The sequence below is a fragment of the Rhodococcus indonesiensis genome, from assembly GCF_047782815.1.
Lineage (GTDB): Bacteria > Actinomycetota > Actinomycetes > Mycobacteriales > Mycobacteriaceae > Rhodococcus > Rhodococcus indonesiensis.
Genome location: NZ_CP180630.1, coordinates 3,592,908 through 3,617,914 on the forward strand (window position 1 = coordinate 3,592,908; position 25,007 = coordinate 3,617,914).

The 25,007-nt window shown below is 71.1% G+C and carries 26 protein-coding genes and 1 riboswitch; of the genes, 13 read left to right on the top strand and 13 right to left on the bottom strand.

What is annotated here, in order from left to right; translation table 11 throughout:
- Window positions 1–21 precede the first annotated feature (21 nt).
- On the top strand, window positions 22–1,536 hold the full coding sequence (glpK, locus tag ACM26Y_RS16625) for a glycerol kinase GlpK (RefSeq protein WP_003935703.1): 1,515 nt from the start codon (window positions 22–24) through the stop codon (window positions 1,534–1,536).
- 249 nt (window positions 1,537–1,785) lie between these two features.
- Here glpK and ACM26Y_RS16630 read toward each other — a convergent pair whose 3' ends face one another.
- The 3 genes from ACM26Y_RS16630 to ACM26Y_RS16640 form a co-directional block, all read right to left on the bottom strand.
- Window positions 1,786–2,601: a MerR family transcriptional regulator gene (locus tag ACM26Y_RS16630; protein WP_416061400.1), complete on the bottom strand. Its 816-nt coding sequence runs from the start codon at window positions 2,599–2,601 to the stop codon at window positions 1,786–1,788.
- Window positions 2,598–3,017, bottom strand: coding sequence for a VOC family protein (locus ACM26Y_RS16635; protein WP_040781790.1), 420 nt, complete (start codon window positions 3,015–3,017; stop codon window positions 2,598–2,600). The genes ACM26Y_RS16630 and ACM26Y_RS16635 overlap by 4 nt, the downstream gene beginning before the upstream one ends.
- A gap of 61 nt (window positions 3,018–3,078) precedes the next feature.
- Window positions 3,079–4,479, bottom strand: coding sequence for an NAD(P)H-quinone dehydrogenase (locus ACM26Y_RS16640; RefSeq protein WP_416061401.1), 1,401 nt, complete (start codon window positions 4,477–4,479; stop codon window positions 3,079–3,081).
- A gap of 178 nt (window positions 4,480–4,657) precedes the next feature.
- Here ACM26Y_RS16640 and ACM26Y_RS16645 point away from each other — a divergent pair, with 178 nt between their 5' ends.
- On the top strand, window positions 4,658–5,128 hold the full coding sequence (locus ACM26Y_RS16645) for a gamma-glutamylcyclotransferase (RefSeq protein ID WP_006939627.1): 471 nt from the start codon (window positions 4,658–4,660) through the stop codon (window positions 5,126–5,128).
- Here the strand turns inward: ACM26Y_RS16645 and ACM26Y_RS16650 are convergent.
- The 6 genes from ACM26Y_RS16650 to ACM26Y_RS16675 all read right to left on the bottom strand — a co-directional run bounded on the left by ACM26Y_RS16650 (window position 5,125) and on the right by ACM26Y_RS16675 (window position 11,873).
- A complete protein-coding gene (locus tag ACM26Y_RS16650) occupies window positions 5,125–6,183 on the bottom strand; it encodes an ABC transporter ATP-binding protein (protein WP_416061402.1) in 1,059 nt (352 codons plus the stop codon). The two genes, ACM26Y_RS16645 and ACM26Y_RS16650, sit on opposite strands and share 4 nt — an antisense overlap.
- Window positions 6,180–7,634, bottom strand: a complete 1,455-nt coding sequence (locus ACM26Y_RS16655) for an ABC transporter permease (RefSeq protein WP_003935709.1) — start codon at window positions 7,632–7,634, stop codon at window positions 6,180–6,182. Before ACM26Y_RS16655 ends, ACM26Y_RS16650 begins: the two co-directional genes overlap by 4 nt.
- A 104-nt stretch (window positions 7,635–7,738) precedes the next feature.
- Window positions 7,739–8,773: an iron ABC transporter substrate-binding protein gene (locus ACM26Y_RS16660; protein WP_003935710.1), complete on the bottom strand. Its 1,035-nt coding sequence runs from the start codon at window positions 8,771–8,773 to the stop codon at window positions 7,739–7,741.
- A gap of 55 nt (window positions 8,774–8,828) precedes the next feature.
- Window positions 8,829–9,983, bottom strand: a complete 1,155-nt coding sequence (locus ACM26Y_RS16665) for a M20 family metallopeptidase (protein WP_003935711.1) — start codon at window positions 9,981–9,983, stop codon at window positions 8,829–8,831.
- A complete protein-coding gene (locus ACM26Y_RS16670) occupies window positions 9,980–11,140 on the bottom strand; it encodes a M20 family metallopeptidase (protein ID WP_054372151.1) in 1,161 nt (386 codons plus the stop codon). Before ACM26Y_RS16670 ends, ACM26Y_RS16665 begins: the two co-directional genes overlap by 4 nt.
- A gap of 34 nt (window positions 11,141–11,174) precedes the next feature.
- Window positions 11,175–11,873, bottom strand: a complete 699-nt coding sequence (locus ACM26Y_RS16675; RefSeq protein WP_416061403.1) for an enoyl-CoA hydratase/isomerase family protein — start codon at window positions 11,871–11,873, stop codon at window positions 11,175–11,177.
- A 65-nt stretch (window positions 11,874–11,938) separates the two neighbouring features.
- Between ACM26Y_RS16675 and ACM26Y_RS16680 the strand changes: the two genes are divergently transcribed.
- Together ACM26Y_RS16680 and ACM26Y_RS16685 are read left to right on the top strand one after the other, a co-directional pair.
- Complete coding sequence (locus tag ACM26Y_RS16680; RefSeq protein ID WP_416061404.1) at window positions 11,939–12,751, top strand: purine-nucleoside phosphorylase; 813 nt, start codon at window positions 11,939–11,941, stop codon at window positions 12,749–12,751.
- Window positions 12,748–14,223: a phospho-sugar mutase gene (locus ACM26Y_RS16685; protein WP_416061405.1), complete on the top strand. Its 1,476-nt coding sequence runs from the start codon at window positions 12,748–12,750 to the stop codon at window positions 14,221–14,223. Before ACM26Y_RS16680 ends, ACM26Y_RS16685 begins: the two co-directional genes overlap by 4 nt.
- Before the next feature lie 85 nt (window positions 14,224–14,308).
- Here ACM26Y_RS16685 and ACM26Y_RS16690 read toward each other — a convergent pair whose 3' ends face one another.
- Window positions 14,309–15,004, bottom strand: a complete 696-nt coding sequence (locus tag ACM26Y_RS16690) for an MspA family porin (RefSeq protein WP_003935716.1) — start codon at window positions 15,002–15,004, stop codon at window positions 14,309–14,311.
- A 368-nt stretch (window positions 15,005–15,372) separates the two neighbouring features.
- On the bottom strand, window positions 15,373–15,996 hold the full coding sequence (gene upp, locus ACM26Y_RS16695; RefSeq protein ID WP_054372194.1) for a uracil phosphoribosyltransferase: 624 nt from the start codon (window positions 15,994–15,996) through the stop codon (window positions 15,373–15,375).
- A gap of 163 nt (window positions 15,997–16,159) precedes the next feature.
- Here upp and ACM26Y_RS16700 point away from each other — a divergent pair, with 163 nt between their 5' ends.
- Genes ACM26Y_RS16700 through ACM26Y_RS16715 form a run of 4 tightly spaced genes read left to right on the top strand, consistent with a single transcriptional unit; the run spans window position 16,160 to window position 19,758 of the window.
- On the top strand, window positions 16,160–16,801 hold the full coding sequence (locus ACM26Y_RS16700; protein ID WP_054372193.1) for an ABC transporter permease: 642 nt from the start codon (window positions 16,160–16,162) through the stop codon (window positions 16,799–16,801).
- A gap of 1 nt (window position 16,802) precedes the next feature.
- Window positions 16,803–17,993: an ABC transporter ATP-binding protein gene (locus ACM26Y_RS16705; RefSeq protein WP_003935719.1), complete on the top strand. Its 1,191-nt coding sequence runs from the start codon at window positions 16,803–16,805 to the stop codon at window positions 17,991–17,993.
- Window positions 17,990–18,784: an ABC transporter permease gene (locus ACM26Y_RS16710; protein ID WP_003935720.1), complete on the top strand. Its 795-nt coding sequence runs from the start codon at window positions 17,990–17,992 to the stop codon at window positions 18,782–18,784. The genes ACM26Y_RS16705 and ACM26Y_RS16710 overlap by 4 nt, the downstream gene beginning before the upstream one ends.
- Complete coding sequence (locus ACM26Y_RS16715; protein ID WP_416061406.1) at window positions 18,781–19,758, top strand: glycine betaine ABC transporter substrate-binding protein; 978 nt, start codon at window positions 18,781–18,783, stop codon at window positions 19,756–19,758. Before ACM26Y_RS16710 ends, ACM26Y_RS16715 begins: the two co-directional genes overlap by 4 nt.
- Before the next feature lie 99 nt (window positions 19,759–19,857).
- Here the strand turns inward: ACM26Y_RS16715 and ACM26Y_RS16720 are convergent, their stop codons facing one another.
- The gene (locus ACM26Y_RS16720) at window positions 19,858–20,172 is read right to left on the bottom strand and encodes a DMT family transporter (protein WP_003935722.1); all 315 of its coding nucleotides are present in this window, start codon (window positions 20,170–20,172) and stop codon (window positions 19,858–19,860) included.
- Window positions 20,173–20,182: 10 nt separating this feature from the next.
- Window positions 20,183–20,249: riboswitch (guanidine-III (ykkC-III) riboswitch) on the bottom strand.
- A gap of 121 nt (window positions 20,250–20,370) precedes the next feature.
- Between ACM26Y_RS16720 and ACM26Y_RS16725 the strand changes: the two genes are divergently transcribed.
- The 5 genes from ACM26Y_RS16725 to ACM26Y_RS16745 are packed head-to-tail and all read left to right on the top strand — an operon-like array spanning window position 20,371 to window position 23,652.
- Window positions 20,371–20,709 (top strand): hypothetical protein, encoded by a 339-nt coding sequence (locus tag ACM26Y_RS16725; RefSeq protein WP_371383557.1) that lies wholly within the window; start codon window positions 20,371–20,373, stop codon window positions 20,707–20,709.
- Window positions 20,706–21,680: a C40 family peptidase gene (locus ACM26Y_RS16730; RefSeq protein WP_416061407.1), complete on the top strand. Its 975-nt coding sequence runs from the start codon at window positions 20,706–20,708 to the stop codon at window positions 21,678–21,680. The genes ACM26Y_RS16725 and ACM26Y_RS16730 overlap by 4 nt, the downstream gene beginning before the upstream one ends.
- A gap of 41 nt (window positions 21,681–21,721) precedes the next feature.
- Window positions 21,722–22,054 carry a hypothetical protein gene (locus ACM26Y_RS16735; protein WP_416061408.1) on the top strand — a complete coding sequence of 111 codons (333 nt, stop codon included), beginning with the start codon at window positions 21,722–21,724 and terminating at the stop codon, window positions 22,052–22,054.
- Between the two features lie 5 nt (window positions 22,055–22,059).
- Window positions 22,060–22,365, top strand: coding sequence for a YbaB/EbfC family nucleoid-associated protein (locus ACM26Y_RS16740; RefSeq protein WP_003935726.1), 306 nt, complete (start codon window positions 22,060–22,062; stop codon window positions 22,363–22,365).
- Window positions 22,366–22,425: 60 nt separating this feature from the next.
- Entirely contained in the window at window positions 22,426–23,652 is a 1,227-nt protein-coding gene (locus tag ACM26Y_RS16745; RefSeq protein WP_416061409.1) for a primosomal protein, read from the top strand.
- On the opposite strand, the gene ACM26Y_RS16750 is transcribed toward ACM26Y_RS16745, so the two are convergent.
- Window positions 23,585–24,973 (bottom strand): NAD(P)/FAD-dependent oxidoreductase, encoded by a 1,389-nt coding sequence (locus tag ACM26Y_RS16750; RefSeq protein ID WP_416061410.1) that lies wholly within the window; start codon window positions 24,971–24,973, stop codon window positions 23,585–23,587. The genes ACM26Y_RS16745 and ACM26Y_RS16750 overlap by 68 nt on opposite strands.
- Window positions 24,974–25,007 lie beyond the last annotated feature (34 nt).

Genomic DNA, 25,007 nt, shown 5'->3' on the forward strand with positions numbered 1-25,007 from the left:
CACACGCCCGGAGAGGTTGCCGTGACCCGATACATCGCCGCGATCGATCAGGGGACCACGTCGAGTCGCTGCATCATCTTCGACCACGACGGTCGCATCGTGGCGTGGGCCCAGACCGAGCACGAACAGATCCTCCCCCGCGCCGGCTGGGTGGAACACGATCCGGAAACGCTGTGGATCAACACTCGCGAGGTCGCCGCCCTGGCACTGGCGAAGGCGGATCTCACGCGTGCCGACATCGCCGCGATCGGGATCACCAACCAGCGCGAGACCACGGTGGTGTGGGAACGCTCCACGGGCCGGCCCGTCCACAACGCGATCGTGTGGCAGGACACCCGCACCGATCGCCTCGTCGAGCAGCTCGCCGGGGACGCGGGCGTGGACCGGTATCGCGACGCCACGGGCCTGCCGTTGTCGACGTACTTCGCGGGCCCGAAGGTGCGGTGGATCCTCGACAACGTCGAGGGCGCCCGGGAGCAGGCGGAGGCCGGCGAACTCGCGTTCGGGACGGTGGACAGCTGGATCCTGTGGAACCTCACCGGCGGCACCGGCGCAGGCAACCGGCAGCCGGGGGTGCACCTCACCGACGTCACCAACGCCTCGCGCACGATGCTCATGAATCTCGAGACACTGCAATGGGATCCGGACATCTGTGCGGATTTCGGTATTCCGATGTCGATGCTGCCGGAGATCCGGAGCTCGTCCGAGATCTACGGCTACGCCCGTGACCGCGGACCGCTCGCCGGCGTCCCGGTGGCCGGCATCCTCGGCGACCAGCAGGCCGCGACGTTCGGTCAGGCGTGCCTGTCGCCGGGGGAGGCGAAGAACACCTACGGAACCGGCAATTTCCTGCTTCTCAATACCGGGACGACGCCGGTGCGCAGCGAGCACGGACTGCTGACCACCGTGTGCTACCGCGTCGGCGATGCCCCGGCCGTGTACGCCCTCGAAGGGTCGATCGCCGTCACGGGCTCCCTGGTGCAATGGATGCGCGACAATCTGGGGCTCGTGCGCACGGCCGCGGAGATCGAGGACCTCGCCGCCACGGTCCCCGACAACGGCGGCGCGTACTTCGTACCGGCCTTCTCGGGCCTGTTCGCCCCGCGGTGGCGCCCCGACGCGCGCGGTGTGATCACCGGCCTCACCCGCTTCGTCAACCGGGGGCACCTGGCGCGGGCCGCACTCGAGGCGACCGCCTATCAGACCCGCGAGGTCATCGAGGCGATGCACGCCGACTCCGGTGTCGAACTGCACACCCTGAAGGTGGACGGCGGGATGGTCGTCAACGAGACCCTGATGCAGTTCCAGTCGGACATCCTCGGCGCCCCCGTGGTCCGTCCCGTGGTCTCCGAGACCACCGCGCTCGGTGCGGCGTACGCGGCGGGCCTGGCGGTCGGCTTCTGGGACGGTGAGGACGACATCCGGCACAACTGGGCGGCCGGCCGGACCTGGGAACCGAAGATGGACGGCGCCGAGCGGGAACGGCTCTACGCCGAGTGGAACAGGGCGGTCGAACGGACCTACGGCTGGGCCTGAGTGGCGTCGCACACGTGCGGCACTGCGGCTCCGGGGCGGGTTCCGGCTCGCGCGGCGCGGCCGAGCCGCCTCGGTGAGGTCGGCCTCCCCGGCGGTCGCGAAACGTAGCCGCGCACTGCGGCTGTGGTCCCCGGAGACCACGAAGGCGCCCGGCACGCACGCGACGCCGTGCCCGGCCGCGACGGGCAGCACCGTTCGGCGAGGGCCGCGAAATGCCCGGGCCGCGCGGCGCGGCGGCCTCGGGAACCCTCATTCCGGAACGAGGTCACCCGGCACAGGGTGCAGCACCCGCGTCCGCATCGCCTCGGGAGCGACGTCGCGCGGGTGGGTGAGGTAGTACTCCCGGAACGGTCCCCCGGCCCCGAGACCGCGCTCCTCCAGCCACCCGAACAGGGCGTGATAGGCGACCGGCAGCAGCGCGACCGGACCGACGAAGTCCACGCCCGCGAAAGTCCCGCCGGTCAGCGTCGTCGTGGCGGTGTCCGCACGTCCGGGTGGGGACCGCAACTCGAGGCCGACGCCGAACTGCACCACCCCGTCGAGGGCGGCCGGGTACTGCCCCACCACCGGCGCGTCGGTGGGCAGCCCGGCGCTCGTCGCGTCCGCCAGCAGCGCCGTCACGAGGTTCGTCACATCCGTATCCAGAGCCTCGGCGGTCGATTCCCCGTTGCGCCACAAGACCGTTCGATCCTCGATCCGGTACCGGCGCACGGGGAGGCCGTCGGCTCCGGCGTCGGCGAGGGAAGCGACGAGGGCGAGTGCCCGGTACTTGCGGGCGGCCTCGCGCTCGATCCGCTCCCGCTCCGCGGCGAGGACGGCCTCGGTGTGTCCGGGGTCCTGCAGCAGGCGACGGATCGCCGGGACGGACACCTCGGCTCTGCGCAGTACCGCGATGCGCAGAGCCGCGGCGAGCTGCTCGCGCGAGTAGTACCGGTATCCGGTACGCGGATCGACCCGGCCCGGAGCGAGCAGCCCTTCGCGGTCGTAGTGGCGCAGCGTCCTGACGCTCAGCCGGGACATCCGCGCGAACTCGCCGATGCTCAGCCATCCGCCGGCCGGACTCACCCGGTCACCACCGCCCCGCTACCGGCAACCTCCGGCGCGTACGGGATCACCGTGATGACGTCGACGAGCAGGCCGTCGGGATCGACGGTCATGAAGTGCCGCTGCCCGAAGTCCTCGTCGCGCAGTTCCGACGCGATCGGGAGTGCGAGGTCCCCGGCTCGCGCGTACACGGCGTCGACGTCGTCGACCTCCACCGAGATCAGCACGCCGGCGGGGGTGGAGCGGTGGGGCCGGGGAATCGTCTCGTGGCCGTGTGCCACGAGACCGAGCTGCACGGTCTCGTCGGTCGCCGCCTGCAGCTGCACATACCAGCCGCTGTCGAAGACCACGCGCAGACCGAGCAGCCCGGCATAGAAGTCGCGGCTGCGGGCGACGTCGTGAGCGGGGACCACGGGGAAGATGCTGTTCGTTCGCATGCGTCCACCGTCGGCCCTCCCCCAGGGAGAGAGTCAAGGACGTCGCCGCCGGTCATCTGGCTCAGTCCAGGTGGTCGTCGTGCCGCATCAGCTGACGCGCCGCCTCGGTGATCGACCCGGTCAGCGACGGGTAGACCGAGAAGGTGTGGGCGAGGTCGTCGACGCTGAGGTTGTTCTGCACCGCGATCGCGATGGGCAGGATCAGCTCCGAGGCGGTGGGCGCGACCACCACACCACCGATCACGACGCCGGTGGCGGGACGGCAGAAGATCTTCACGAAGCCGCGGCGCAGCCCCGCCATCTTCGCGCGGGGGTTGGTGTGCAGCGGCAACATCACGGTGCGGGCCGGGACCTCGCCGTTGTCGATCGCGGCCTGGCTGACACCGACCGTGGCGATCTCGGGCCGGGTGAACACCGCCGAGGCGACGGTCTTGAGCCGGATCGGGCTGACCCCCTCACCGAGGGCGTGGTACATCGCGATGCGGCCCTGCATCGCGGCCACCGACGCCAGCGGCAGCAGCCCGGTGCAGTCGCCGGCGGCGTAGATCCCCGAGACGGACGTGCGCGAGACCCGGTCGACCTGGAGGTAACCGCCGCGGTCGAGTTGCAGGCCGACCTTCTCCAGCCCGAGGCCCGCCGTGTTCGGCACCGAGCCGACCGTCATCAGCGCATGGCTGCCCTCGACGATGCGGCCGTCGGCCAGCTTGACGCGGATCCCGTCCCCGGTGCGCTCGACGGCGTCGGCGCGGGCGTGCTTGACCAGGTTCACGCCCCGCTCGGCGAAGGCGTCCTCGAGCACGAGGGCGGCGTCCTCGTCCTCGTGCGGCAGCACCCGGTCGCGGCTCGAGACCAGCGTCACCTGCACGCCGACCTCCGTATAGGCGGAGACGAACTCGGCGCCGGTCACACCGGAGCCGACGACCACCAGGTGCTCGGGCAGCGCGTCGAGGTCGTAGAGCTGACGCCAGTTGAGGATGCGGTCACCGTCCGGCTCCGCACCGGGCAGCACCCGCGGGCTCGCGCCCGTCGCGATGAGCACGACGTCGGCGTCGAGGACCCGCTCCTCGCCGGTGGAGAGGTCGGCGCGCACCTGGTGCGCCGCCATCCCGACCTGGGTGTCGATGAGCTCGCCGCGTCCGCTGAGCAGCTGCACGCCGGCCGCCTCGAGCTTGGTGCGGATGTCCGCGGACTGCGCCCGGGCGAGGCTCTTGACACGGGTATTGACCTCGGGCAGCGCCACTCCGGCGCTCTCGAGCCGAACGCCGAGGTCGGCCGCTCGGCGCATGTCGGTGCGGATGCCCGTGGACGCGATGAACGTCTTGGACGGCACGCAGTCGAAGAGCACGCAGGCACCACCGATCCCGTCCGAATCGATCAGTGACACGGTCGCGCCGTACTGAGCCGCCACCAGCGCCGCTTCGTAGCCCGCAGGGCCGCCGCCGATGATCACGATCCGGGTCATTGTTCTCCTCTGTATCGATTCCGAGATGGTCCTCGGTCCGGGATGTGCGGGCGCCGGGGTTGCCGAACGTCCGCAGACACGCTATGCCACGGGCACCGTCCTGCGCACGCGGACGCCACCACGAAGCGGCCGGCGCCCCGTGTCCTGCGCCGGACGGTCAGCCATTAGCCTGTACCCCGTGCCGATCTACGCCGCCTACGGCTCCAACATGCATCCCGAGCAGATGCTGCAGCGCTGCCCGCATTCGCCGATGGCCGGAACCGGCTGGCTCCACGGCTGGCGGCTGACCTTCAGCGGCGGCGACATCGGCTGGGAGGGCGCGCTCGCCACCGTCGTCGAGGACCCCGACTCGAAGGTGTTCGTCGTGCTCTACGACGTGCCCGACGAGGACGAACGCAGCCTCGACCGCTGGGAGGGCTCCGAACTCGGCATCCACCGCAAGATCCGGTTGCGGGTGGACACCGACGACGGGCCCGTGCTCGCCTGGCTGTACGTCCTCGACGCGTACGAGGGCGGCCTGCCGTCGGCGCGCTACCTGGGCGTGATGGCCGACGCCGCCGAGATCGCCGGTGCCCCCGCCGACTATGTGCGGGATCTGCGCACCCGCAACAGCCGTAACGTCGGGCCCGGCCGGCCCGACAGCTTCTAGGCCGGCTTCCCGGCCCCGCCCGGCCGAGCCGGGTAGAACGGCACCGGGACGCCGACCCGCAGCGTCACCGGATCCCCGGGCTGCACGTCGTGCGACGCGGCCCGCTGCGCCCGGATCGTCTGCCCGGCACCGGTCACCCGCACCTCCGTCAGGGCGCCCCCGAAGGCCAGGTCGAGCACGGTGAACTTGGACGGCTCGTCGGTTGCGGCGACCTGCACCTGCTCCGGGCGTACGAGGACGTGGCCCTTGCCGTGGGCGGGGGTCGCGAGGGGAACCGCCCCGATCACCGTGTGCGCGCGGTCGCCGGCCGCGTCGGCGTCCAGGACGACCGAATCCCCCACGAAGGCACCCACCTCGAGCGTCGCGGGCCACCGGTAGACCTCCTCCGGCGTGCCCACCTGCGCCAGACGCCCGCCGAGCATCACCGCGACCGTGTCCGCGATGGCCAGGGCCTCGGCCTGGTCGTGGGTGACGAGCACCGAGGCGACCTCCTGGTCCCGCAGCAGGGTGCGAACCTCGGTGCGCAGGCTGGACCGCAGCCCGGCATCGAGAGCGCTGAACGGCTCGTCGAGCAGGACGACGGCCGGATTGGGCGCGAGCGCCCGTGCCAGCGCGATGCGCTGTTGCTGACCGCCGGACAGCTGCGACGGCTTGCGCTGGCCGGTGCCGGCCAGGCCGACCAGTTCCAACAGCTCCTCCACGCGACGCTGCCGCACGGACTGCTGCCGCACCATCGACCGCCACGTCGGCTGCACCAGCCCGTAGCCGACGTTGCGCGCGACGCTCAGATGAGGGAAGAGCGCACCCTCCTGCGGCACCAGCCCCACCCCACGGCGCTCCGGCGGCAGCGCCGTGAGGTCGCGTCCGTCCGCGACGACGCGGCCCGCTGCGGCCGGGTGCAGGCCCGCGATCACCCGCAGCAGCGTGGTCTTGCCTCCACCGGAGGGCCCCAGCACGGCCAGCAGCGCGCCTCGTTCCACCGTCAGCGAGACGTCGCTGACGACCTTCGTCCGCCCGTACCGGGCGCAGACGCCCTCGAGACAGAGCCCGCTCATTCCTCACCGCCACTTTCCGCATCGACCCGGCCGCGCAGCAGCCGGCCCAGCACCAGGGACGGCAGCGCGGCGACGAGCACCAGGATCGCCGCGTACGGGGCCGCCGACCCGTACTCGAGGGTCTCGGTGTACTTCCACATCCGTGACGCCAGGGTGTCCTCCCCGATCGGCACGAGCAACAACGTCGCCGGCAGTTCCTTCGCGATGGTGAGGAACGCCAGTGCCGCCCCCGCGACGACGCCGGGCGCCGCCAGCGGGATCATCACCCGGATGCCGGTCCGCATCCGTCCGCTGCCGAGCGTCGCGGACGCGTCCTCGAGGCCGAGCGGAATCGAGGCGACCGCCGCGCGGATCGAGCCGACGGCGAGCGGCAGGAACAGCACCGCGTAGCCCATCACGAGCATCGGGGTGTGCTGGTACCACTGCGGCAGCAACCGGATCCCGAAGAACACCAGGGCCAGGCCCACGGTGATGCCGGGCAGTGCGAATCCGACGTAGGCGGCGCTCTCGGTGAACCGCGAGACCGGCGAGGTCGACCGCGCCGCCAGGACGCCGACCGGGAGGGCCAGCGCGGTGGTGAGCAGCGCGCCGAGGGCAGCCACCCACAGGGTGTACGTCGTCGCCGTCCAGATCCCCGCCCAGTCGATCGCCGCCTGCTGCGAGAACCACAGCCAGCGCGCGAGTCCGGCGAGCGGCACACCGACGCCGGCCGTCAGCACGACGGCGAGGAACGCCAGAGCCGTCCACCGCTGCCGGCCCAGCGGTACGGGCGCGGCGGGCCGTGGGGCGCCGGAGCCGATGCGAGCGGTGGCCCCGCGGCGCACCCGGCGTTCGGAGACCGTCAGCGCGACGGCGAGCACGACGAGCACGAGGCCGAACACCGCCGCCGGCGTGCGGTCGAGCAGCCCCCGGTAGCTGCCGTAGATGGCGAGGGTGAACGCCTCGTACCGCATCAGCGCGACGGCCCCGAAGTCGCTGAGGGTGTACAGCGCCACCAGCAGGCCGCCGGCCGCCGCGGTGGGCCATACCTGCCGCAGGGTGACGGTCAGCGTGGTGCGCAGCCGGGACCGGCCGAGAGTACGCGCGACCTCCTCGAGCCCCGGGTCGACCGAGGCCAGCGCGGCGGACACCGGCAGGTACACGTACGGGAAGCTCGCCGCGGTCAGGACCAGCGCAGCACCCGCGAAGCCCGCGAGCCCGGGGAACTGGGCGATGTACACGAACCCGGACACGTACGACGGAATGGCGAGGGGAACGCTCAGTGCGAGGGCGAACCACCGTCGGCCGGGCAGGTCTGTGCGTGCCGTGAGCCACGCGGCGGTGACCCCGACGACGAGGCAGGCCACGGTGACGGTGAGCGCGAGAATGCCGCTGCGCCAGACCAGATCGAGGGTGCGCTGCCGGAACACCAGCGACCACACCCGGTCGGGACCGTCGGCGAACGCGCGCATGACCAGGTGCGCGACGGGGGCGAGTGCGAAGACCGAGACACCCAGCGCAGCCAGCGTGAGAACCGGCCGGCTGCGCCGGGTGGGACGGAGCGAGGCGAGCTGGATCAGATGAATCCCAGCTCCTGCAGCAACGCCTGGGTCTGCTCGAGCGAGGCGAGTTCGGCGAGTTCGATGTCGGCATTGCCGATCTCGGACAGCGGACGCAGCTGATCCTTGGTCTCGACACCCTCGACGACCGGGTACTCGGACGTCTCGTCGGCGAAGTACGTCTGGGCTTCGGGCGAGAGCAGCGCGGCGACGAACTGCTCCGCCTGTTCCTTCTGGTCCGTGGTCTGTACGACGCCGGCCCCGGCGATGTTCACGAGTGCGCCCGGATCACCGGCCTGGAAGTAGTAGACCTGCACGTTCAAGTTCTCGGCACCGCGCTCGTCCGCGAGGCCGTACCAGTAGTAGTGGTTGGTCAGGCCGAGGGTGACCTGGCCGGTGTCGACGCCTTCCATCAGCGGGCCGTTGCCCTCGAACGCCACCGGCTCGTTGGCCTTGAAGCCCTCGAGCCAGGCGCGGGCGCCGTCCTCGCCGCGCGCGACGCGCAGCCCGGTGACGAACGCCTGGAACGACGCGTTGGTCGGGGCGAAGCCGATCTGGCCCTTCCACTTCGGGTCCAGCAGGCCGTCGATGCCGGTGGGCAGATCCTGTGGCTGCACCTTCTGGTCGTTGTAGACGAGTACACGGGCACGTGCGGAGGTCGCCACCCAGGTGCCGTCGGCAGCGCGGTAGTCGGCGGGAACCAGGTCGGTCACCGAGGCCGGCAGCGTCTCGAGCAGCCCCGCCTGGTCGAGCAGGCCGAGCGCACCGGCGTCCTGGGTGAACACCACGTCGGCGGGCGAGGAGGCGCCCTCCTCCACCAGCTTCCCGGTGATCTCCGGGGTGCTGCCGTAGACGACGTCGATCTCGAAGCCGAGCGTGCCCTCGAGCTGGTCGATCAGGGGTGCGACCAGGTTCTCGCTGCGCCCGGAGTACAGGGTGAGCGCACCGGTGGAGTCACCCTCGGACTCACTCGAGTCGCTGCCGCACGCGGCCAGCGCGGCGGCAAGTACCCCGGCCGACAGTACTGCGACGGCTCTGCGTCGAAATTGCATTCCGGACCTCCTGGCGTGAGCGGCGACTCACAGGCAACGTACAGGTTGCCTAAGCCTAACCTGAGCCCAGGGCCAGGTTCGTCATCACCCGTACGCCGACCGCCAGGGCACGTTCGTCGAGATCGAAATCGGGCTGGTGGATGTCGAGCTTCGGTCCGGTCCCCCGCCACACACCCAGCCGGGCCATCGCACCCGGAACCTGTTCGAGGTACCAGGAGAAGTCCTCCCCGCCTCCGGACTGCGGGGTGTCCGCCAGCGCGTCCGGGTCGATCGCCCGCACCGCGTCCTCCACCATGCGGGCCGACACCTCGTCGTTGACGACGGGTGGCACACCGCGCCGGTAGTCCAGCTCGTAGCTCAGACCGGTCGGGGCGAGCAGGCCGTGCACGATCTCGCGCACCATCGGCTCGAGCAGTTCCCACGTCTCGTGGTCGCCGGTGCGGACGGTGCCGGTCAGCATGCCGGTGCGGGGAATCGCATTCGCGGCCTTGCCCGCCGCGACCGCGCCCCACACCATCACCGTGCTCGTGCGGGGGTCGATGCGCCGGCTGAGCATGCCGGGCAGCCCGGTGATCACGGTGCCGAGGCCGTACACCAGATCGCCCGTCAGGTGCGGGCGGGAAGTGTGTCCTCCCGGCGAGTCGAGAACCAGCTCGACCGTGTCGGCGGCCGAGGTGATCGCCCCGACCCGCACCCCGACCTTGCCGGCCTCGAGTCTGGGATCGCAGTGCAGCGCGAAGATCCGGACCACGCCCTCGAGCGCGCCGGCGGCCACCACGTCGAGCGCGCCGCCGGGCATCACCTCCTCGGCGGGCTGGAAGATCAGCCGCACCCCCACCGGCAGCTCGGGCACCGAGTTCAGCGCCAGCGCCGTGCCGAGCAGCACGGTCGTGTGGGCGTCGTGCCCGCAGGCGTGCGCCACGCCCGGCACGGTGGAGGCGAACGACAGGCCCGTCATCTCCTGCATGGGCAGCGCATCCATGTCGGCACGCAGGGCGATCCGCGGCCCGTCGGGACCGAGATCGCAGATCAGGCCCGTGCCGCGCGGCAGCACCTTGGGTTCGAGCCCGGCGGCCGCGAGTGTGCTTCCGACGAACTCGGTGGTCGCGTACTCCTGACGGGCCAGTTCGGGATTGGCGTGGATGTGCCGGCGCCACGCCGACAGGTCGTCGGTGTGCTCGCCCAGCCATTTCTCGATGTACGGGTTCATCGGCGTGCCACGTTCTCGAGCAGCCGCGCACGTTGCGTGGGATCGGCCGCCGCCCGGGCTGCCGTCGCGGCCAGGGCGCGGGCGCCGTCGAGGACGGCGAGGTCCGCCGAGGCGGTGACGCACGCGTCGGCGAACGCCGCCTGGTGGGTCACCGCACCACCGGAGTCGAGACCGATCACCGGGTGGATACCCGGCACCACGTTCGTCACGTTTCCCATGTCCGTACTGCCCAGCGGGCGCGATCCTTCCTCCTCGACGGGCAGCGGCGTGCGCCCGAGACCGATGATCTCCTCACGATAAGCCCGGACCAGCCACGGGTCGGGAGTCAGTTCCGTATAGGTCGGCGACACCGTGCGGATCTCGTGCGTGCAGCCGGCGGCGAGGGCCCCGGCCGCGAAGCAGTTGCCGGCACGCTCGGTCAGGTCGGCGAGGGCCTCCGCGGTAGTCGCCCGCAGGTAGTACAGCAGTTCCGTATGCGCGGGCACGATGTTCGGGGCGGTGCCGCCGTCGCTGACGATCCCGTGGATCTGCTGACCGGGCAGTAGATGCTGACGCAGCAGGCCGACGGCGACCTGCGCGACGGTCGCCGCATCGGCAGCGTTGCGGCCGTATTCGGGAGCGGCGGAGGCGTGCGCCTCACGGCCGGTGTAGCTGACCGCGATGTCCGCGAGGGCCAGCGACGTCGCCCCGGTGATGTCGAACGGGCCCGGGTGCACCATCAGGGCCATGCCGACGTCGTCGAACACCCCGCGTTCGAGCATGAGTACCTTGCCCCCGCCGGTCTCCTCGGCGGGTGTGCCGATGACGCGGACGGTGATGCCGAGCGCGTCGGCGACGGCGGCCAGACCCAGGCCCGCGCCGGCGGCGGCAGCAGCGATGATGTTGTGCCCGCACGCGTGCCCGATCCCGGGCAGCGCGTCGTATTCGGCGCAGATTCCGACGACGAGGTCTCCGCTGCCGAACCGGGCGTCGAACGCGGTGGGCAGGTCGGCGATCCCGGTACGGACCTCGAATCCGCCGCTGCGCAACAGGTCCGCGATCTTCGCGGCGCTGCGGTGTTCGTCGAAGGCCAGTTCCGGCTCGGCGTGGATCGAATGCGACAGGGCGATCAGGCCGTCCGACGCAGCCTCGATCGCCCTGTCCGCATCGCTCGTCACCCGCTCAGTCTGGCACGGGCGGAGAGCACGCACCTCACCCGAGGCGGAAGTTCGACTCGTCCGTCTTCGTCTCGAGTGCCGCGATCAGCGGTGCATGCAGACCACGCTTGATGCCCGCCAGGTTGGCGCCGCGGGTGCCCGTGAGGGTGGCGGCCCGTTCGACGGCGGCGGCCAGCACGGCATCGCCGTCGACGGTGCGATCGACTATGCCCGCCGCGAGCGCGTCACCACCGCCGAACCGGCGGCCGGTCGTGGTCGCCTCGACCGCGGCCTGGATCGGCAGCCGCTCGCGCAGGAGTGCCGACATGCCCACGGTGAACGGCATGTTCAGGGACACCTCGGGCAGGCACCAGAAGCCGCGGTCGGCCCGCATCACGCGGAAGTCGTGGGTCAGCGCGAGCATTGCACCGGCCCCGAACGCGTGGCCCTGCACCGCCGCGACGGTCGCCGCGGGGAAGGTCAGGATCCGCACGTACAACTCGTGCACGGAATCGAGGTAGCTGGGCAGTTCGGGGAGGTTGCCGAAGATCCAGTCGGTGTCGAGCCCGTTGCTCCAGAACTTTCCGGTGGCCGCGGTCACGAGTGCGGCCGGGCCGTCGTGGGCGACGACCTCGTCGAGCAACTCGTGGACGGCGGAGAGCCAGCCGGGATGGAAGCGGTTCTCGGTGTCGCCGCCGGAGCGGTCGCCGAGGTGGAGGACGAAGACGTCGCCGTCGCGGTCGAGGTATGGCATGCGGAGAGGATAGCGCCACAACCTACCCGCGAGTAATAACCGGTGTGGCGCTAGGGTCGACCGACATGGGAGCACCCGATGCCATCGCCGACCCCCCTGCCGAGGCCGCCCGCGCCGCCGCGGCACTCGCCGAGCGCACCGGGGTGCCCGAACACCCCGTGGCGGTGGTGCTCGGTTCGGGCTGGCGCGCTGCGGTGGACCGCTTCGGCGCGGCGGTCGCGGACGTCCCGATGGGCGAACTGCCGGGGTTCGCCCCGCCCACCGCCGAAGGGCATTCGGGCACCGTGCATTCCGTGCGGGTCGGCGACACTCCGGTGCTGCTCCTCGCCGGCCGCACCCATGCCTACGAGGGGCACGACCTGAGCCGCGTCGTGCACCCGGTGCGTACCGCCGTCGCGGCCGGCGCGCGCACCGTCGTGCTCACCAACGCCGCCGGCGGCATCCGGCCCGATCACACGGTCGGTCAGCCGGTGCTGATCTCGGACCACCTCAACCTCACCGGGCGATCGCCCCTGCGCGGCGCCCAGTTCGTCGATCTCGTCGACGCCTACTGTCCGCAGCTGCGCGCCCTCGCCCGTGAGATCGACCCCACCCTCGACGAGGGCGTGTACGCCGGTCTGCCCGGCCCGCACTACGAGACCCCCGCCGAGATCCGCATGCTGCGCACGCTCGGCGCCGACCTGGTGGGCATGTCCACCGTGCACGAGACCATCGCCGCGCGGGCCGCGGGCGCGCGGGTGCTCGGAATCTCACTGGTCACCAATGCCGCCGCGGGACTCACCGGTGAGCACCTGGACCACCACGAGGTGCTCGCGGCGGGGCGGGCCGCCGCCACCCGCATGGGCGACCTGCTGCGTGAGCTGGCGGGCCGGCTGTGAGCCTGCGTTTCGGGACCGCCGGGCTGCGCGGGCCCGTCGGCGACGGACCCGGCTGCATCAACGAGGACGTGGTCGTCCGCACGACCGCGGGCCTGGCCCGGTGGCTCCGGGCGCGCGGGTCCGGCGGCGGCACCGTGGTCGTCGGCCGTGACGCCCGCACCGGATCCGCCGAGTTCTTCGCCGCCGCCACCGAGGTTCTCGCGGCCGCCGGTTTCGCTGTCGTGGCCCTGCCGCGTCCGTTGCCGACCCCGGTGACGGCGTACGCCGTGCGGACCCTCGACGCGGTCGCGGGCGTGCAGATAACCGCGTCCCACAACCCCGCCTCGGACAACGGCTACAAGGTCTACACCCGTGGCGGTGCCCAACTGGTCGAGCCGGACGACCGTGAGATCGAGAGGGCGATCGACGCCGTCGGCGCGGCGTCGTCCGTGCCGCGCACCGCCGTCGCGCCCGCCGGGGACGACCTGGTGGCGCGGTATCTGACGCGCGTCGCCTCGCTACCGCGCGCCACGGCGCGCACCCTGCGCATCGCGCTGACACCGCTGCACGGCGTCGGCGGCGAGACTGCCGTCGCGGCGCTGCACGCCGCGGGCTTCGACGACGTGCACGTGGTGGACGCCCAGTTCGCGCCCGACCCGCGCTTCCCCACCGTGGAGTTTCCCAATCCGGAGGAACCGGGGGCCGCCGATGCCGTCCTCGCTCTTGCCGCCGACGTGGGCGCGGACATCGCGCTCGCCCTCGATCCCGATGCGGACCGGTGTGCCGTGGGTGTCCCCACACCCGAGGGCTGGCGAATGCTGCGCGGCGACGAGACCGGGGCGCTGCTCGGGGACCGAATTCTCGCGGGTGCCCCACGCGGCGCGCTGGTGGCGACGACGATCGTCTCCTCGACCCTGCTCGGCAAACTCGCCGCCGCGCGGGGTGCCCGCTACGCGCAGACCCTCACGGGTTTCAAGTGGCTCGCTCGCGCGGGCGACGGACTCGTGTACGCGTACGAGGAGGCCCTCGGTCACTGCGTCGACCCGGATGCGGTGCGCGACAAGGACGGCATCGCGACGGCGGTCGTCGTCGCAGACTACGCCGCCGAACTGAAGGCCCGCCGAAGCACTCTCGTCGACGCGCTCGATGCCCTGTACCGCGAGTTCGGGCTGCATCTCGGCGACCAGGTCTCGATCCGGGTGACCGATCTCGCCCGGATCGGGGCGATCATGAGCCGGTTGCGGTCCGCGCTACCGGCCGAACTCGCCGGGGAGCCGGTCACGGCCACGGACCTGGCGACGGCGAGCGGCCCGCTGCGCACGGACGCCGTGGTGCTCGAGGGCGCGTCGGTGCGGGTCGTGGTCCGGCCGTCGGGCACCGAACCGAAGCTCAAGTGCTACCTCGAGGCCGTCGCTGCGGACGGCGACCGCGACGGCGCGAGCGCGCGACTGCAGGCGTTGCGCGCGTGGGCCACCGGCCTCGGTGAGCACTGACGGGCGGCACCGACGGGCAGCACCGACGGGCCGGTGACGGCCGCTCGTCGCGGTCGTCACCGGCCCGGAGGAGGAACGACAACCCTCAGAGACGGTGCGGCACACCGTAGGTGATGACGGTGTCGTTGTTCGAGGTGACGGCCCGGGCGTACGGCCGGATCGTGACCGGGCCGAGCGCTCCCGAGACGGAGCCGTGGACCCCGGCCAGCCGGACGGTCGCGGACCGGCCGTCGAACTCCATGTCCTCGACGAACGCCACGTCGGTGATGCCGCCCGGCGAGAGATCGACCTCGATCTCCTGCGACGGGATGATCGACCCACCGATCGTCGCTCCGGTGCTCGCGTCGAGTCCGAGAGCGAACTCGGGGGCGAGTTCGACACCGATACCGAACTCGTTGCCGACCTCCCAGTCGAGGCTGGGAGTGTTGATGTGCACGACGGCCCCGTTGAGGGCGACCGGGTAGCCGATCTGGTAACCGATGGTCAGCTTGGTGTCCTGGAACGAGTCGGCATCGGGCCCGGTGAAGTTGACCGACACCACCTCGTCGTGGAAGAACTCGAAGCTGACGGGCGAGCTGTCGAGCGGCGGATAGGACTGGATCGACGTGTCGGCCTGGAGGACTTCGATGGCGTTGTTGTTTCCGAGGGGCAGTGTCCGGGCGTTGTCGACAGCGGCTCCGGCACTGCCGGACCCCACCACCATGCCCAGCACGGCGGCCGCACCGAGTGCGGTCGCCCGGGCGCACTGTCGAAATCTGTTGCCGGAGAAGGTGTTGATCATCGAGCGGACCTCATTTTCGTGGGCGGTCGAGGACAGTGGACGTTCCAACCGATCACGGGGAGCGTAACCAGAGCAGGCCCGTGGAAAAGGGAAGTTGATCAACTTCCCCGAATCGAGACGGTGCCCGTCCCGGCTGCGGCCGCTCGGACCGGGGTCCTCAGCGGCGTCGCATTCGGCGCCGAAAACCCGTTCCAGCCTGGTATTTCGACCGCCCGGACACCGCCCGGCGCAGGGACGACCGGGCACCCGCCGGCCAACCTCATCCGACACTCTATTGTTATCCTGCAACAACACGGACTATTCGGGCAAAACCGGCGATCCGGTCGTTCGGGGGTTCACCGATGCCGCGCGCGGACCCGCGCAGGAGGTCAGCGTGGGCCGAACTGCCGGTCACCGGCGTCCCCGAGGCCCGGAACGATGTACTTGTTCTCGTTGAGACCGTCGTCGATCGATGCGGTCACGAGCCGGACCGGGTGGCCGGACTCGGACAGCGCCGTCACACCTTCCGGAGCCGCGACCACGCACACCGCCGTGACGTCGGTCGCCCCGCGAGCGACCAGCAGGTCGATCGTGTGCACCATCGAACCGCCCGTGGCCAGCATCGGATCGAGCACGTACACCGGCAGGCCGGACAGGTCGTCGGGAAGCGACTCGAGGTACGGCACCGGCTCGAACGTCTTCTCGTCGCGAGCCAGGCCGACGAACCCCACCCGCGCCTGCGGGATGAGCGCGTGGGCCTGCTCCACCATCCCGAGGCCCGCTCGCAGCACCGGCACCAGCAGTGGTGGCTGTCGGAGGCGCACACCGATCGTCGTCGCCACCGGCGTCCGCACCTCGAATTGCTCGACCGGCGCGTCCCGGATCGCCTCGTACACCAGCATCTGGGTCAGCCGGCGCAGCGCGTACCGGAAGGCTGCGTTGTCGCTGCGCTCGTCGCGCAGCGTGGTCAGGAGGGCAGCGGCGAGCGGGTGGTCGACGACGAGCGAATCCATGCCGGAAGGATAGAACGCCGTCGTTCGCCCGCCGTCGCCGAGTGCTTCCCGGCCCAGCCCATGCGCACGGTCCGTCGCGGTCCTGTTTCCCCGACTCGCCCCGACGCCGGTGCAGGTGTGCCATCGTGACAGTCGGGCATGCGGGCGGACGGGACGGGTGGGCATGTGGGACTACATCGACGAGCGCAAGGCGCAGATCGCCTTCAGCGCGTACCAGCATGTGAGCCTCGTCGTGCAGGCCGTGCTTCTCGCCACCGTCGTGGCCGTCGTGCTCGCGGTGATCGTCACCCGGATCCCCCGGCTCGAACCGGTGGCCAACACCCTCAGTGCCGTCGGTCTGACCATCCCGTCCTTCGCGCTGCTCGGCATCCTCGTCCCGCTCGTCGGGATCGGGGTGGCACCGGCATTCCTCGCGGTCGCCTTCTACGCGACCCTGCCGGTCCTGCGCAACGCGGTGGTCGGGTTGCAGGGCGTCGACGGCACCCTCGTCGAATCCGCGCGGGGAATCGGCATGGGTGAGATCGGCTCGCTCACCCGCGTCCGACTCCCGCTGGCCTGGCCCGTCATCCTCGCCGGCGTGCGGGTCTCGACACAGATGTCCATGGGTATCGCCGCGATCGCCGCGTACGTACTCGGTCCCGGCCTCGGCTCGTTCATCTTCACGGGTCTGTCGCAGATCGGCGGCGCGAATGCACTGAACTCGGCCCTGGTCGGCACGATCGGAGTGGTCGTCCTCGCGCTGGCGCTCGACGCGCTGCTCCTCGCGCTCGGCAAGGTCACCGTCTCGAAGGGAATCCGTGCCTGAGATGAACCCGCCGTCCTCGTCCGCCGCCCGGATCAGCGGCACCGACATCGACCTGATCGACGTGGTCAAGACGTTCCCAGGGCAGGCGCGCCCGGCAGTCGACGGTCTGAGCCTGCACATCCCCGCGGGTGAGATCGTGATGTTCGTGGGCCCGTCGGGCTGCGGCAAGACCACGTCGCTGAAGATGATCAACCGTCTCGTCGAACCCACGTCCGGAACCATCCGGATCGGCGGCGACGACATCCGGTCGGCGGACGTCGACGACCTGCGGCGGCGGATCGGGTACGTGATCCAGGGCGGCAGCCTTTTTCCGCACATGACGGTCGCGCAGAACATCTCGATCGTGCCCCGGTTGCTGGGGTGGGACCGGCGGCGAACCGCGGACCGCGTCACCGAGCTGCTCGAACTGGTCAACCTCGACCCGGACCGGTACCGGGACCGCTACCCGCGGGAACTGTCCGGCGGGCAGCAGCAGCGGGTCGGCGTCGCCCGGGGCCTCGCCGCCGACCCACCCGTCGTGCTGATGGACGAGCCGTTCGGCGCGGTGGACCCGATCACCCGGCTCCGATTGCAGGACGAGCTGCTGCGCATCCACGAAGATCTGCGCAAGACGATCGTGTGCGTCACCCACGACATCGACGAAGCCGTCAAACTGGGCGACCGGATCCTGATCATGCAGGAGGGCGGGCACGTCGCGCAGTACGACACCCCCGAGACGATCCTGTCGGCGCCCGCGAGCCCGTTCGTGGAGAAATTCGTCGGTGCCGGTTCCACCCTCAAACAGCTCTCGCTCAGCCGCGTCGCGGAAGTCGAACTGGCCGAACTCACCACCGCGGAAGTCGGCAGCTCCGCCGACGAGGCCGTCGCACGCGCCAGGGCGCGCGGGGACGACACCGTGGTCGTCCTCGACCGGCGCCGTCGTCCGGTGGCCTGGCTGTGGGTGCGCGAGCTGCAGGGTTCGGGCACCGTCCCGGACGGCGACCCCGACGACCTGGTCACCCTCGACCGGCACGCCACCCTCAACGACGCACTGGACACGATGCTCGCCTCCGCGCACGGGGCCGCGATCGTGACCGGGCGGCAGGGCGAATTCCAGGGACTGATCAACTTCGAATCGGTGACCGGACGGATCCGCGGCGGCGAGTCGCAGTCCGCGGCCGCAGGCCCCGGCGAGACGGGACACCGGACATGAGCATCGACACCGAACCGTCGACCGCCGGGTCCGGTACCCGCCCGGGTCCTCCCTCGCGCCGCCGCGGCGGTACCGCGATGCTGTTCGTCCTGCCGCTCGTCGTCGCCGTGGTGTTCGCCGCCTGGCTGCTGTGGCGCGCGAACGCGGACCTCGACTCGATCGAGGCCCGCCAGCTCGAATGGATCACCATCTCGACTCTCCTCCGGGAACACGTCGAGCTCACGGCGGTCTCGGCGATCCTCGTCGTCGTGATCGCCGTCCCCCTCGGGATCGCCCTCACCCGGCCGGCGTCGCGCGCCCTCGCGCCGGTCGCGGTGGGCGTCGCCAACGCCGGGCAGGCGGCGCCGGCCATCGGACTGCTCGTGCTGCTGGCCATCTGGCTGGGATTCGGATTCGGCACCGCCGTCGTCGCCCTGACCCTGTATGCCGTGCTTCCCGTCCTGCGGAACACGATCACCGGCATCGAAGGTGTCGATCCGACCCTCGTCGAGGCCGGGCGCGGACTCGGCATGTCCGGGTTCGGCGTGTTGCTCCGGGTGGAGCTGCCCCTCGCCCTGCCGGTGATCATGACCGGTGTCCGCACCGCGCTCGTTCTGCTGGTCGGCACCGCCACTCTCGCCACCTTCATCAACGCCGGCGGCCTCGGTTCCCTCATCGTCACTGGAATCACCCTCTTCCGTTATCCCGTCCTCGTCAGCGGTGCGCTGCTGGTGGCGCTGCTCGCCCTTCTGGTCGACTGGGCGGGGCGCATGCTCGAGTTCACGGTCCGGCCGAAGGGGCTCCGCTCGTGACCGCACGCCTTCTGTCCCGGCTCGCCGGAGCGCTCCTCGCGGCGGCGACGCTGGTCGCGTGCGGGTTGGGAACCGCCGGCGGTTTCGTCCCCACCGGCGAACTCGCGGGCCCGCTGCAGTCCGTCGAGCCGCTCGACGGTGCGAGCATCTCGGTCGGGTCGAAGAACTTCTCCGAGGCCCTCCTCCTCGGGAAGATGGCGGTGATCCTGCTGCGCTCGGCGGGCGCGGACGTCACGGATCTGACCAACATCCCCGGCAGCGCCAGTGCCCGCCAGGCGCAGCTCGAGGGACAGGTCGATCTGCAGTGGGAGTACACCGGCACGGCATGGATCGCCTATCTCGGACACGAGGAACCGATCCCCGACGAGCGCGGCCAGTACGAGGCCGTGCGCGACGAGGACCTGCGCGAGAACGGTCTGGTGTGGCTGCCGCCCGCCCCCATGAACAACACCTACGGATTCGCGGCCACCAGCGCCAATGCGCAACGCCTCGGCGTGGCTTCGCTCTCCGACATCGCGAACATCCCGGTCCCCGAACGCACCTTCTGCGTCGAATCCGAGTTCGCCAACCGCAACGACGGTCTGCAGCCGATGCTCGAGACCTACGGCATTCCGCTCGGATCCGGTGTGCCACGCGAGAACATCAGGACGCTCGACACTGGCGCCATCTACGAGGCGACGGCACGCGGCGACTGCAACTTCGGCGAGGTGTTCACCACGGACGGCCGGATCGAGGCCCTGGATCTGACCGTGCTCGAGGACGACCGGAAGTTCTTCCCCATCTACAACGTGGCGGTCGTCGTCCGCGAGGAGACCCTCACCGAGAACCCGCAGATCGCGGAGTTGTTCGCCCCCGTCTCCCGGAAACTGACCGACGAGACACTCATCGAACTGAACGGGCGGATCGACGTCGACGGCCAGGAGCCGGCCGAGGTCGCCTACGACTGGCTGGTTCAGGAGGGCTTCGTCGAATAGGTGACCGGGAGTGGGACACCGGCTGCACCCGCGGCCGTGTCAGTGGACGAACTGCCGTGTCAGTGGACGAACTGCCGTGTCAGTGGACGAACTGCCGTGTCAGTGGACGAACTTCAGTCCCACCACGCCGCCGACGATCATGGTCAGGAACAGGATCTTCCATGCCGAGACCGATTCGTTCCCGGTCGCCATCGCGTACACCACGGTGAGCACCCCGCCGATGCCCACCCACACGGCGTACGACGTTCCCACCGGCAGTCGACGCATCGCGTAGGCCAGGCCCGCCATGCTCGCGATCAGCGCCGTGACGAACACGACCGTCGGAACGAGACGGGTGAACCCTCGGGAGCGGTCCAATGCCGTGGCCCACACCGCTTCCAGCACCCCGGACACCACCAGCACCAACCACGACATCACAGGCTCCCTCGGGCCGTCTTGTCGCACACCGGGTACGGCGCCCCTCGTCCGGGAACCCGGGTTCCGGGCTCGCTTCCAAGGTCCCACACCCCGTGGCGGGGAACAAATCCGGCCCGCCGGCGCGGAACCGGGGCACCACCCGCTGCGTCCAACCGGTCGAAGGACGATCCGTTTCACCGAGGGGGAACAGCCCGAATGGACGCAGGCACCGGAAACCACGACGTGGTACGCGCTCGACCCGAGACGATCGCGGCGTTCGGACGCACCGCTGCGGCCATGGCGGAGCGGCTCCACGAAGCCGCCGCCGAGGCACACGCTGTCGATCCGGCGCCCCTCGCGCCGGCATTCGGTCCGGTCGGCACCGCGTTCCTCGCCGCGTTCACGGCCACTCACCGCGCCCATCGGACCGAACTGACCCGGCTCGGCGGCACCTTCGCGGCAATGGGCGCGGTCGCCGGTGCCACCGCCGCCGCGTACGAACGCGCCGTCACCACCCAATCCGCACTGCTGGAGGCCGCCGGAGCCCCGCGGTGACCGCGGTGCCGGAGGTGGACCTGCTCGCCGCTCCCCTGACCGAGCTGCTGTCGGCGTTCGGCACCGGCACCGTCGCCACCGATCCGGCCGCGGCACTGCGCTCCTGCACAGAACTGGTCGAAGGCGTCCACACGGTGGGCCGGACCGCGCTGGGCGAGCTCGCGTGGGACTGGGCCGGGGCTGCCGCAGAGGCCGCCGTCCGCAGCGGCGAACGGGCCCTGACCGACGTCGTCGCCGCCGCCGACCGCGGGACGGCCATCGCCGACGTCGCGGTGGAAGCGACGACGACCGTCCTCACCGGTGCCGCCGAGGTCGCCCGGCTGATCGACTCGTTCGCGACGCTGGCCGAACGCTCCGCTCCCCTCGCCGCACTCCCACAGGCGCAGATGATGCTGCTGGTGGCGGCCGTCGAGCACATCGCAGCGGGCCTCGACGTCCTGGCCCGGGTCACCTCCACGTTGGCGGACCACACGGCACGGATGGCAGAGCTGATGCCGCCGGATCCTGCCCCGGTTGCACCGCCGGGGCAGGAACCTGTCGTGCCGCGGGACGGCGAGCTGCGAGCCTTCGGCAGCCAGGGAACCGAGGTGCGGCTACCGGACGGCAGCGTGGCCGTCGCACCGAATCGCGCGGCGGCCGATGCCGTGCGGCACGCGCTCTCCCAGCAGGGCACGCCCTACGTGTGGGGTGGGACCGCACCGGGGCAGGGCCTCGACTGCAGCGGCCTGACCCAGTGGGCGTACGGGCAGGCAGGAGTACAGATCCCACGCCTCGCCCAGGATCAGGACGTCGGAACCGCAGTCGACGCGAGCGCGGTGCAACCCGGCGATCTCGCGGTGTGGGACGGGCACGTCGCGATGATCGTCGGAAACGGCCTCATGGTCGAGGCGGGTGACCCGGTCCAACTGTCGCCGATCCGGACCACGAACGGAGAGATGGGATTCCAGGGATTCTTCCGCCCCACCGGGTGAACACGGGAACCGATCGGCGTGGGTGCGCGTCCAAGTCCGGTATGGACATCGCGGAGACGACCATCACGACGGCGACCGCCCGGAACCGGGCCGGCACCGTCTCGGTACGCACCACCGAACAGGGCCTGCCCGTCGACCTGCACATCGATCAGAGCGAACTACGTTACGGCACAGCACAACTGGCCGAACAGATCGTGTCGCTGTGCCGGCGCGCGACAGTCGAGGCCGCTGCGCGGCACCGCGAGGAACTGGCGGACGGAGGCATACCGGAGGGGCTGCTGAATCGGCTGGGCCTGCCCACCCACGACGATGTGCAGCGTGCGCGCCGCGAGGACGGGCACGCGGCCGGTCCTCGCTCGGCGCTCCGGTGGTGAGCGCGATGTCGGCGAGCGACCAGCGCGTGACGGAAATCGTGGAGAGTGTGCGCACGCGGCTCGGGGCCCTGCAGGACTGCGTGGCCGCACTCGGCGTGGTCTCGGGCACCGCGACGAGCCCGGACGGCCTCGTGCGGGCCGAGGTGGACGGCAACGGCGCCCTGACCGGACTGTGGCTCGCCGAGGCGCTGCGCGGGCACCACACCCGCGACGTGACGGCATCGATCCTGGCCACGGCGCACGAGGCCGCACGGGTCGCCGCCGCCGAACGGGCCCGTCTGCTCGGGGAACTCCGCGGTGCGCTCGGGTGACGGCTGTCTCACCGTCGCCCCGCTATGTCTTCGGCCCGGAGATGGCTAGGCTTGGCGACCATGGCTGGAGACATCGTCCCGATCGAGCTCGGTCTCACCGACGGCGACGTCGCGACCCTCTGGGCGCCGCGGTGGCGCGAGGGCGACGACGAATGGGAGGCGTTCCTCGGCCACGGTGACGATCTGTATGCGTTCGGTGCGGTGGCCGAGCTCGTCGCGTTCGTCCGCTCCGGCGCCGACAACGACCTCGTCGAGCATCCGGCCTGGCCGGTCGTGTCCAAACTCGCGGCGGAGGAGTTCGAGCCGGACGAGAGCCATTCGTACGACTTGATCGGCGTGCCGGAACTCGTGGCGGACGACGCGGATCCGGAGTCCGTCGCCGAACTGCAGAACACGTTCGACATCGCGTCCGTCCTCGGCGACGTGTGTGAACTCGAGCCGGTGACGAAGTTCTTCGAGCGGGCCGAGATAGAGGCGCTGCTGAGCCACGGAGTCGCGGCGTTCGAGGGCCGCGAGGGCGTGGAACTGTGGAATCGGGTCGGCGCGGCCGTTGCCGAGGACTGGGACGGGGTGCTCGACGCGATCGACGGCGTCGTGAAGTCACCCGCGGTGGACCCCGAACTCGTCGCCGAAGCCGAAGCGGAACTCGTCGCGGCCGAGGAGAACGTCGTCGAGGCCGAGGACGCGGCCGAGGAGGCGGAGGACGAGGAGTACGAGTTCGTCGACGGGGACGAGGAGACGAGCTTCTGGACCGCGGTCGGAATCGACCCGGTCAAGATCATCGCCTCCGACGGCACGTGGTTCACCCTGCGCTGCTACCTCGACGACGATGCGCTGTTCCTCGGCCGGGACGGGACGATAATGGTGTTCCCCACCGAGCGCGCCCTGGCGCGCTATCTGGCCGACCACCACGACCACGATCTGGCGGCGCTGAACACCTACGACGACATCCGGCACGCAGCGACGGACGGTTCCCTCGAGATCGACGTGACGGACGAGAACGTGTACGTGCTGCCCGGGATCGCCGACGACATCGAGCACGGCACGGAGGCGGTGGACGCCGATCAGCTGGATCTGGCGGTCGAGCTGTTCACCGACGCCGCGAACTACGCCGAGGACGACAGCACCGACGCCGCGCTGGCCGGCTCCACCGAGCTGGGCTGGTTCGTCAACTACGTGCTCGAACCGGATCCGACGCGGCTCGCGCCCAGCGCGCCGTTCACCGCGGAGGCCGAGGCGTGGCGGGCTCTCGAGCGGGAGTTCGAGGCCCGGCTGCACAAGCACTGACCGATCGCCGGAGCACCCGGCGGAGCATCGGCGGGGCGAACAGTTTGCCCGGCGGGTCCACCATCGCCGCGACGCGGAAGAATGCCCGGACCACCTCGGCATCCTGTACGGCAGCGGCGTGTACGAGCGGCAGATAACGGTTGGCCACGCGCACTTTCGCGCCGCGCCGGCCCTCGACCTCCGGCCAGGCGAGGTCTCCGCCGGTCGCCATGTCCCAGGGCACGGCGACGACCTTCGCCACGTCCCGGAACCACCGGTGCGGGTCCGGTTCCCGGCCGCGGGCCAGGTGTTCGGCGAGGAGCACGGCTTCGAACGCCGCGACGCTCATTCCCTGCGCGTAGATCGGGTCGAAGCTGCACACCGCGTCGCCGATCACCAGCAGTCCCTGCGGCAGCCGCCGGCACCGCTCGTAGCGCACGCGTCGGCTTGCCGGAAAGTGGTACGACCGGGGTGCGTCGAGCGGTTCGGCGTCCCGGATCGCGTCGTACACGTCCGGCCACGGCAAGGACCGCACGAAGTCCACCCAGCCCTCCGGTGAGGCCGGAGGCCGCTGACCGAGCATGCCCACCGCCGTCACGAGACAGCGGCCGTTCTCGATCGTCTGGAGAGCGGCGCCGCGCGGGTCGGGCGGGGACGGCGCGAGCAGAATGCCCAGGTCGCTGCCCATGTGTGCCGGATCGGCAGTGTAGGTGCGGGTGACGTACGTGAGATCGACGCGGACCTCCTCCCGCGCGGGCGGGGGGTATCCGAGCTGCTCGAGCCACGCCGGGGTTCGCGAACCGCGCCCGGTGGCGTCGACGACGAGGTCGGCGTCGAGGACTTCCTCGACGCTGCCGTCCGCCCTGCGGAGCACGCGCACGCCGGTGACCCGTCGACCGTCACTGCTCACGGTCGGCCCCAGGGCGTCGCACCGGTCGACGATCCGCACTCCGGGTAGTGCGGCGACGCGGGACCGTATCCGACGTTCGAGATTCGGCCGGCTCGCGCTCACCGCCGTCAGGCCACTTGCCGCCTGCCGGAGGCGGTGGCCGCCGAGATACCAGCGCACGTCGCCGCACTGGTCCACCATCGGCGCCCCGTCTGCGACGAGTTCTGCGGTGAGGCCGGGCAGGAGCTCCTCCATGGCGCGCATCCCGCCGGCCACCAGCACATGGATGTGGCGTCCCTGCGGCACACAGCGCCGCGCCGCGGCGCCGTCCGGCAGCCTGTCGTGGTCGATCACCACCACATCCGAGTACGCATCCGACAACACCCGTGCGGCCAGCAGACCGGCCGTTCCCGCTCCGAGTACCACGGCACGCTCACCGATTCGTGTCGTCATTTCCGGCACCTCCTCGTTCGAGTGCGAGAAGCAT

Bases quoted from the DNA above. Each gene is read 5' to 3' on its own strand.
- ACM26Y_RS16635 (WP_040781790.1), bottom strand. From the start codon at position 3,017: ATGCGAACGAACAGCATCTTCCCCGTGGTCCCCGCTCACGACGTCGCC.
- ACM26Y_RS16640 (WP_416061401.1), bottom strand. From the start codon at position 4,479: ATGACCCGGATCGTGATCATCGGCGGCGGCCCTGCGGGCTACGAAGCG.
- ACM26Y_RS16650 (WP_416061402.1), bottom strand. From the start codon at position 6,183: ATGAGCGGGCTCTGTCTCGAGGGCGTCTGCGCCCGGTACGGGCGGACG.
- ACM26Y_RS16655 (WP_003935709.1), bottom strand. From the start codon at position 7,634: ATGCGCGCGTTCGCCGACGGTCCCGACCGGGTGTGGTCGCTGGTGTTC.
- ACM26Y_RS16660 (WP_003935710.1), bottom strand. From the start codon at position 8,773: ATGCAATTTCGACGCAGAGCCGTCGCAGTACTGTCGGCCGGGGTACTT.
- ACM26Y_RS16665 (WP_003935711.1), bottom strand. From the start codon at position 9,983: ATGAACCCGTACATCGAGAAATGGCTGGGCGAGCACACCGACGACCTG.
- ACM26Y_RS16675 (WP_416061403.1), bottom strand. From the start codon at position 11,873: ATGCCATACCTCGACCGCGACGGCGACGTCTTCGTCCTCCACCTCGGC.
- ACM26Y_RS16680 (WP_416061404.1), top strand. From the start codon at position 11,939: ATGGGAGCACCCGATGCCATCGCCGACCCCCCTGCCGAGGCCGCCCGC.
- ACM26Y_RS16690 (WP_003935716.1), bottom strand. From the start codon at position 15,004: ATGATCAACACCTTCTCCGGCAACAGATTTCGACAGTGCGCCCGGGCG.
- upp (WP_054372194.1), bottom strand. From the start codon at position 15,996: ATGGATTCGCTCGTCGTCGACCACCCGCTCGCCGCTGCCCTCCTGACC.
- ACM26Y_RS16700 (WP_054372193.1), top strand. From the start codon at position 16,160: ATGTGGGACTACATCGACGAGCGCAAGGCGCAGATCGCCTTCAGCGCG.
- ACM26Y_RS16705 (WP_003935719.1), top strand. From the start codon at position 16,803: ATGAACCCGCCGTCCTCGTCCGCCGCCCGGATCAGCGGCACCGACATC.
- ACM26Y_RS16710 (WP_003935720.1), top strand. From the start codon at position 17,990: ATGAGCATCGACACCGAACCGTCGACCGCCGGGTCCGGTACCCGCCCG.
- ACM26Y_RS16720 (WP_003935722.1), bottom strand. From the start codon at position 20,172: ATGTCGTGGTTGGTGCTGGTGGTGTCCGGGGTGCTGGAAGCGGTGTGG.
- ACM26Y_RS16725 (WP_371383557.1), top strand. From the start codon at position 20,371: ATGGACGCAGGCACCGGAAACCACGACGTGGTACGCGCTCGACCCGAG.
- ACM26Y_RS16735 (WP_416061408.1), top strand. From the start codon at position 21,722: ATGGACATCGCGGAGACGACCATCACGACGGCGACCGCCCGGAACCGG.
- ACM26Y_RS16740 (WP_003935726.1), top strand. From the start codon at position 22,060: ATGTCGGCGAGCGACCAGCGCGTGACGGAAATCGTGGAGAGTGTGCGC.
- ACM26Y_RS16745 (WP_416061409.1), top strand. From the start codon at position 22,426: ATGGCTGGAGACATCGTCCCGATCGAGCTCGGTCTCACCGACGGCGAC.
- ACM26Y_RS16750 (WP_416061410.1), bottom strand. From the start codon at position 24,973: ATGACGACACGAATCGGTGAGCGTGCCGTGGTACTCGGAGCGGGAACG.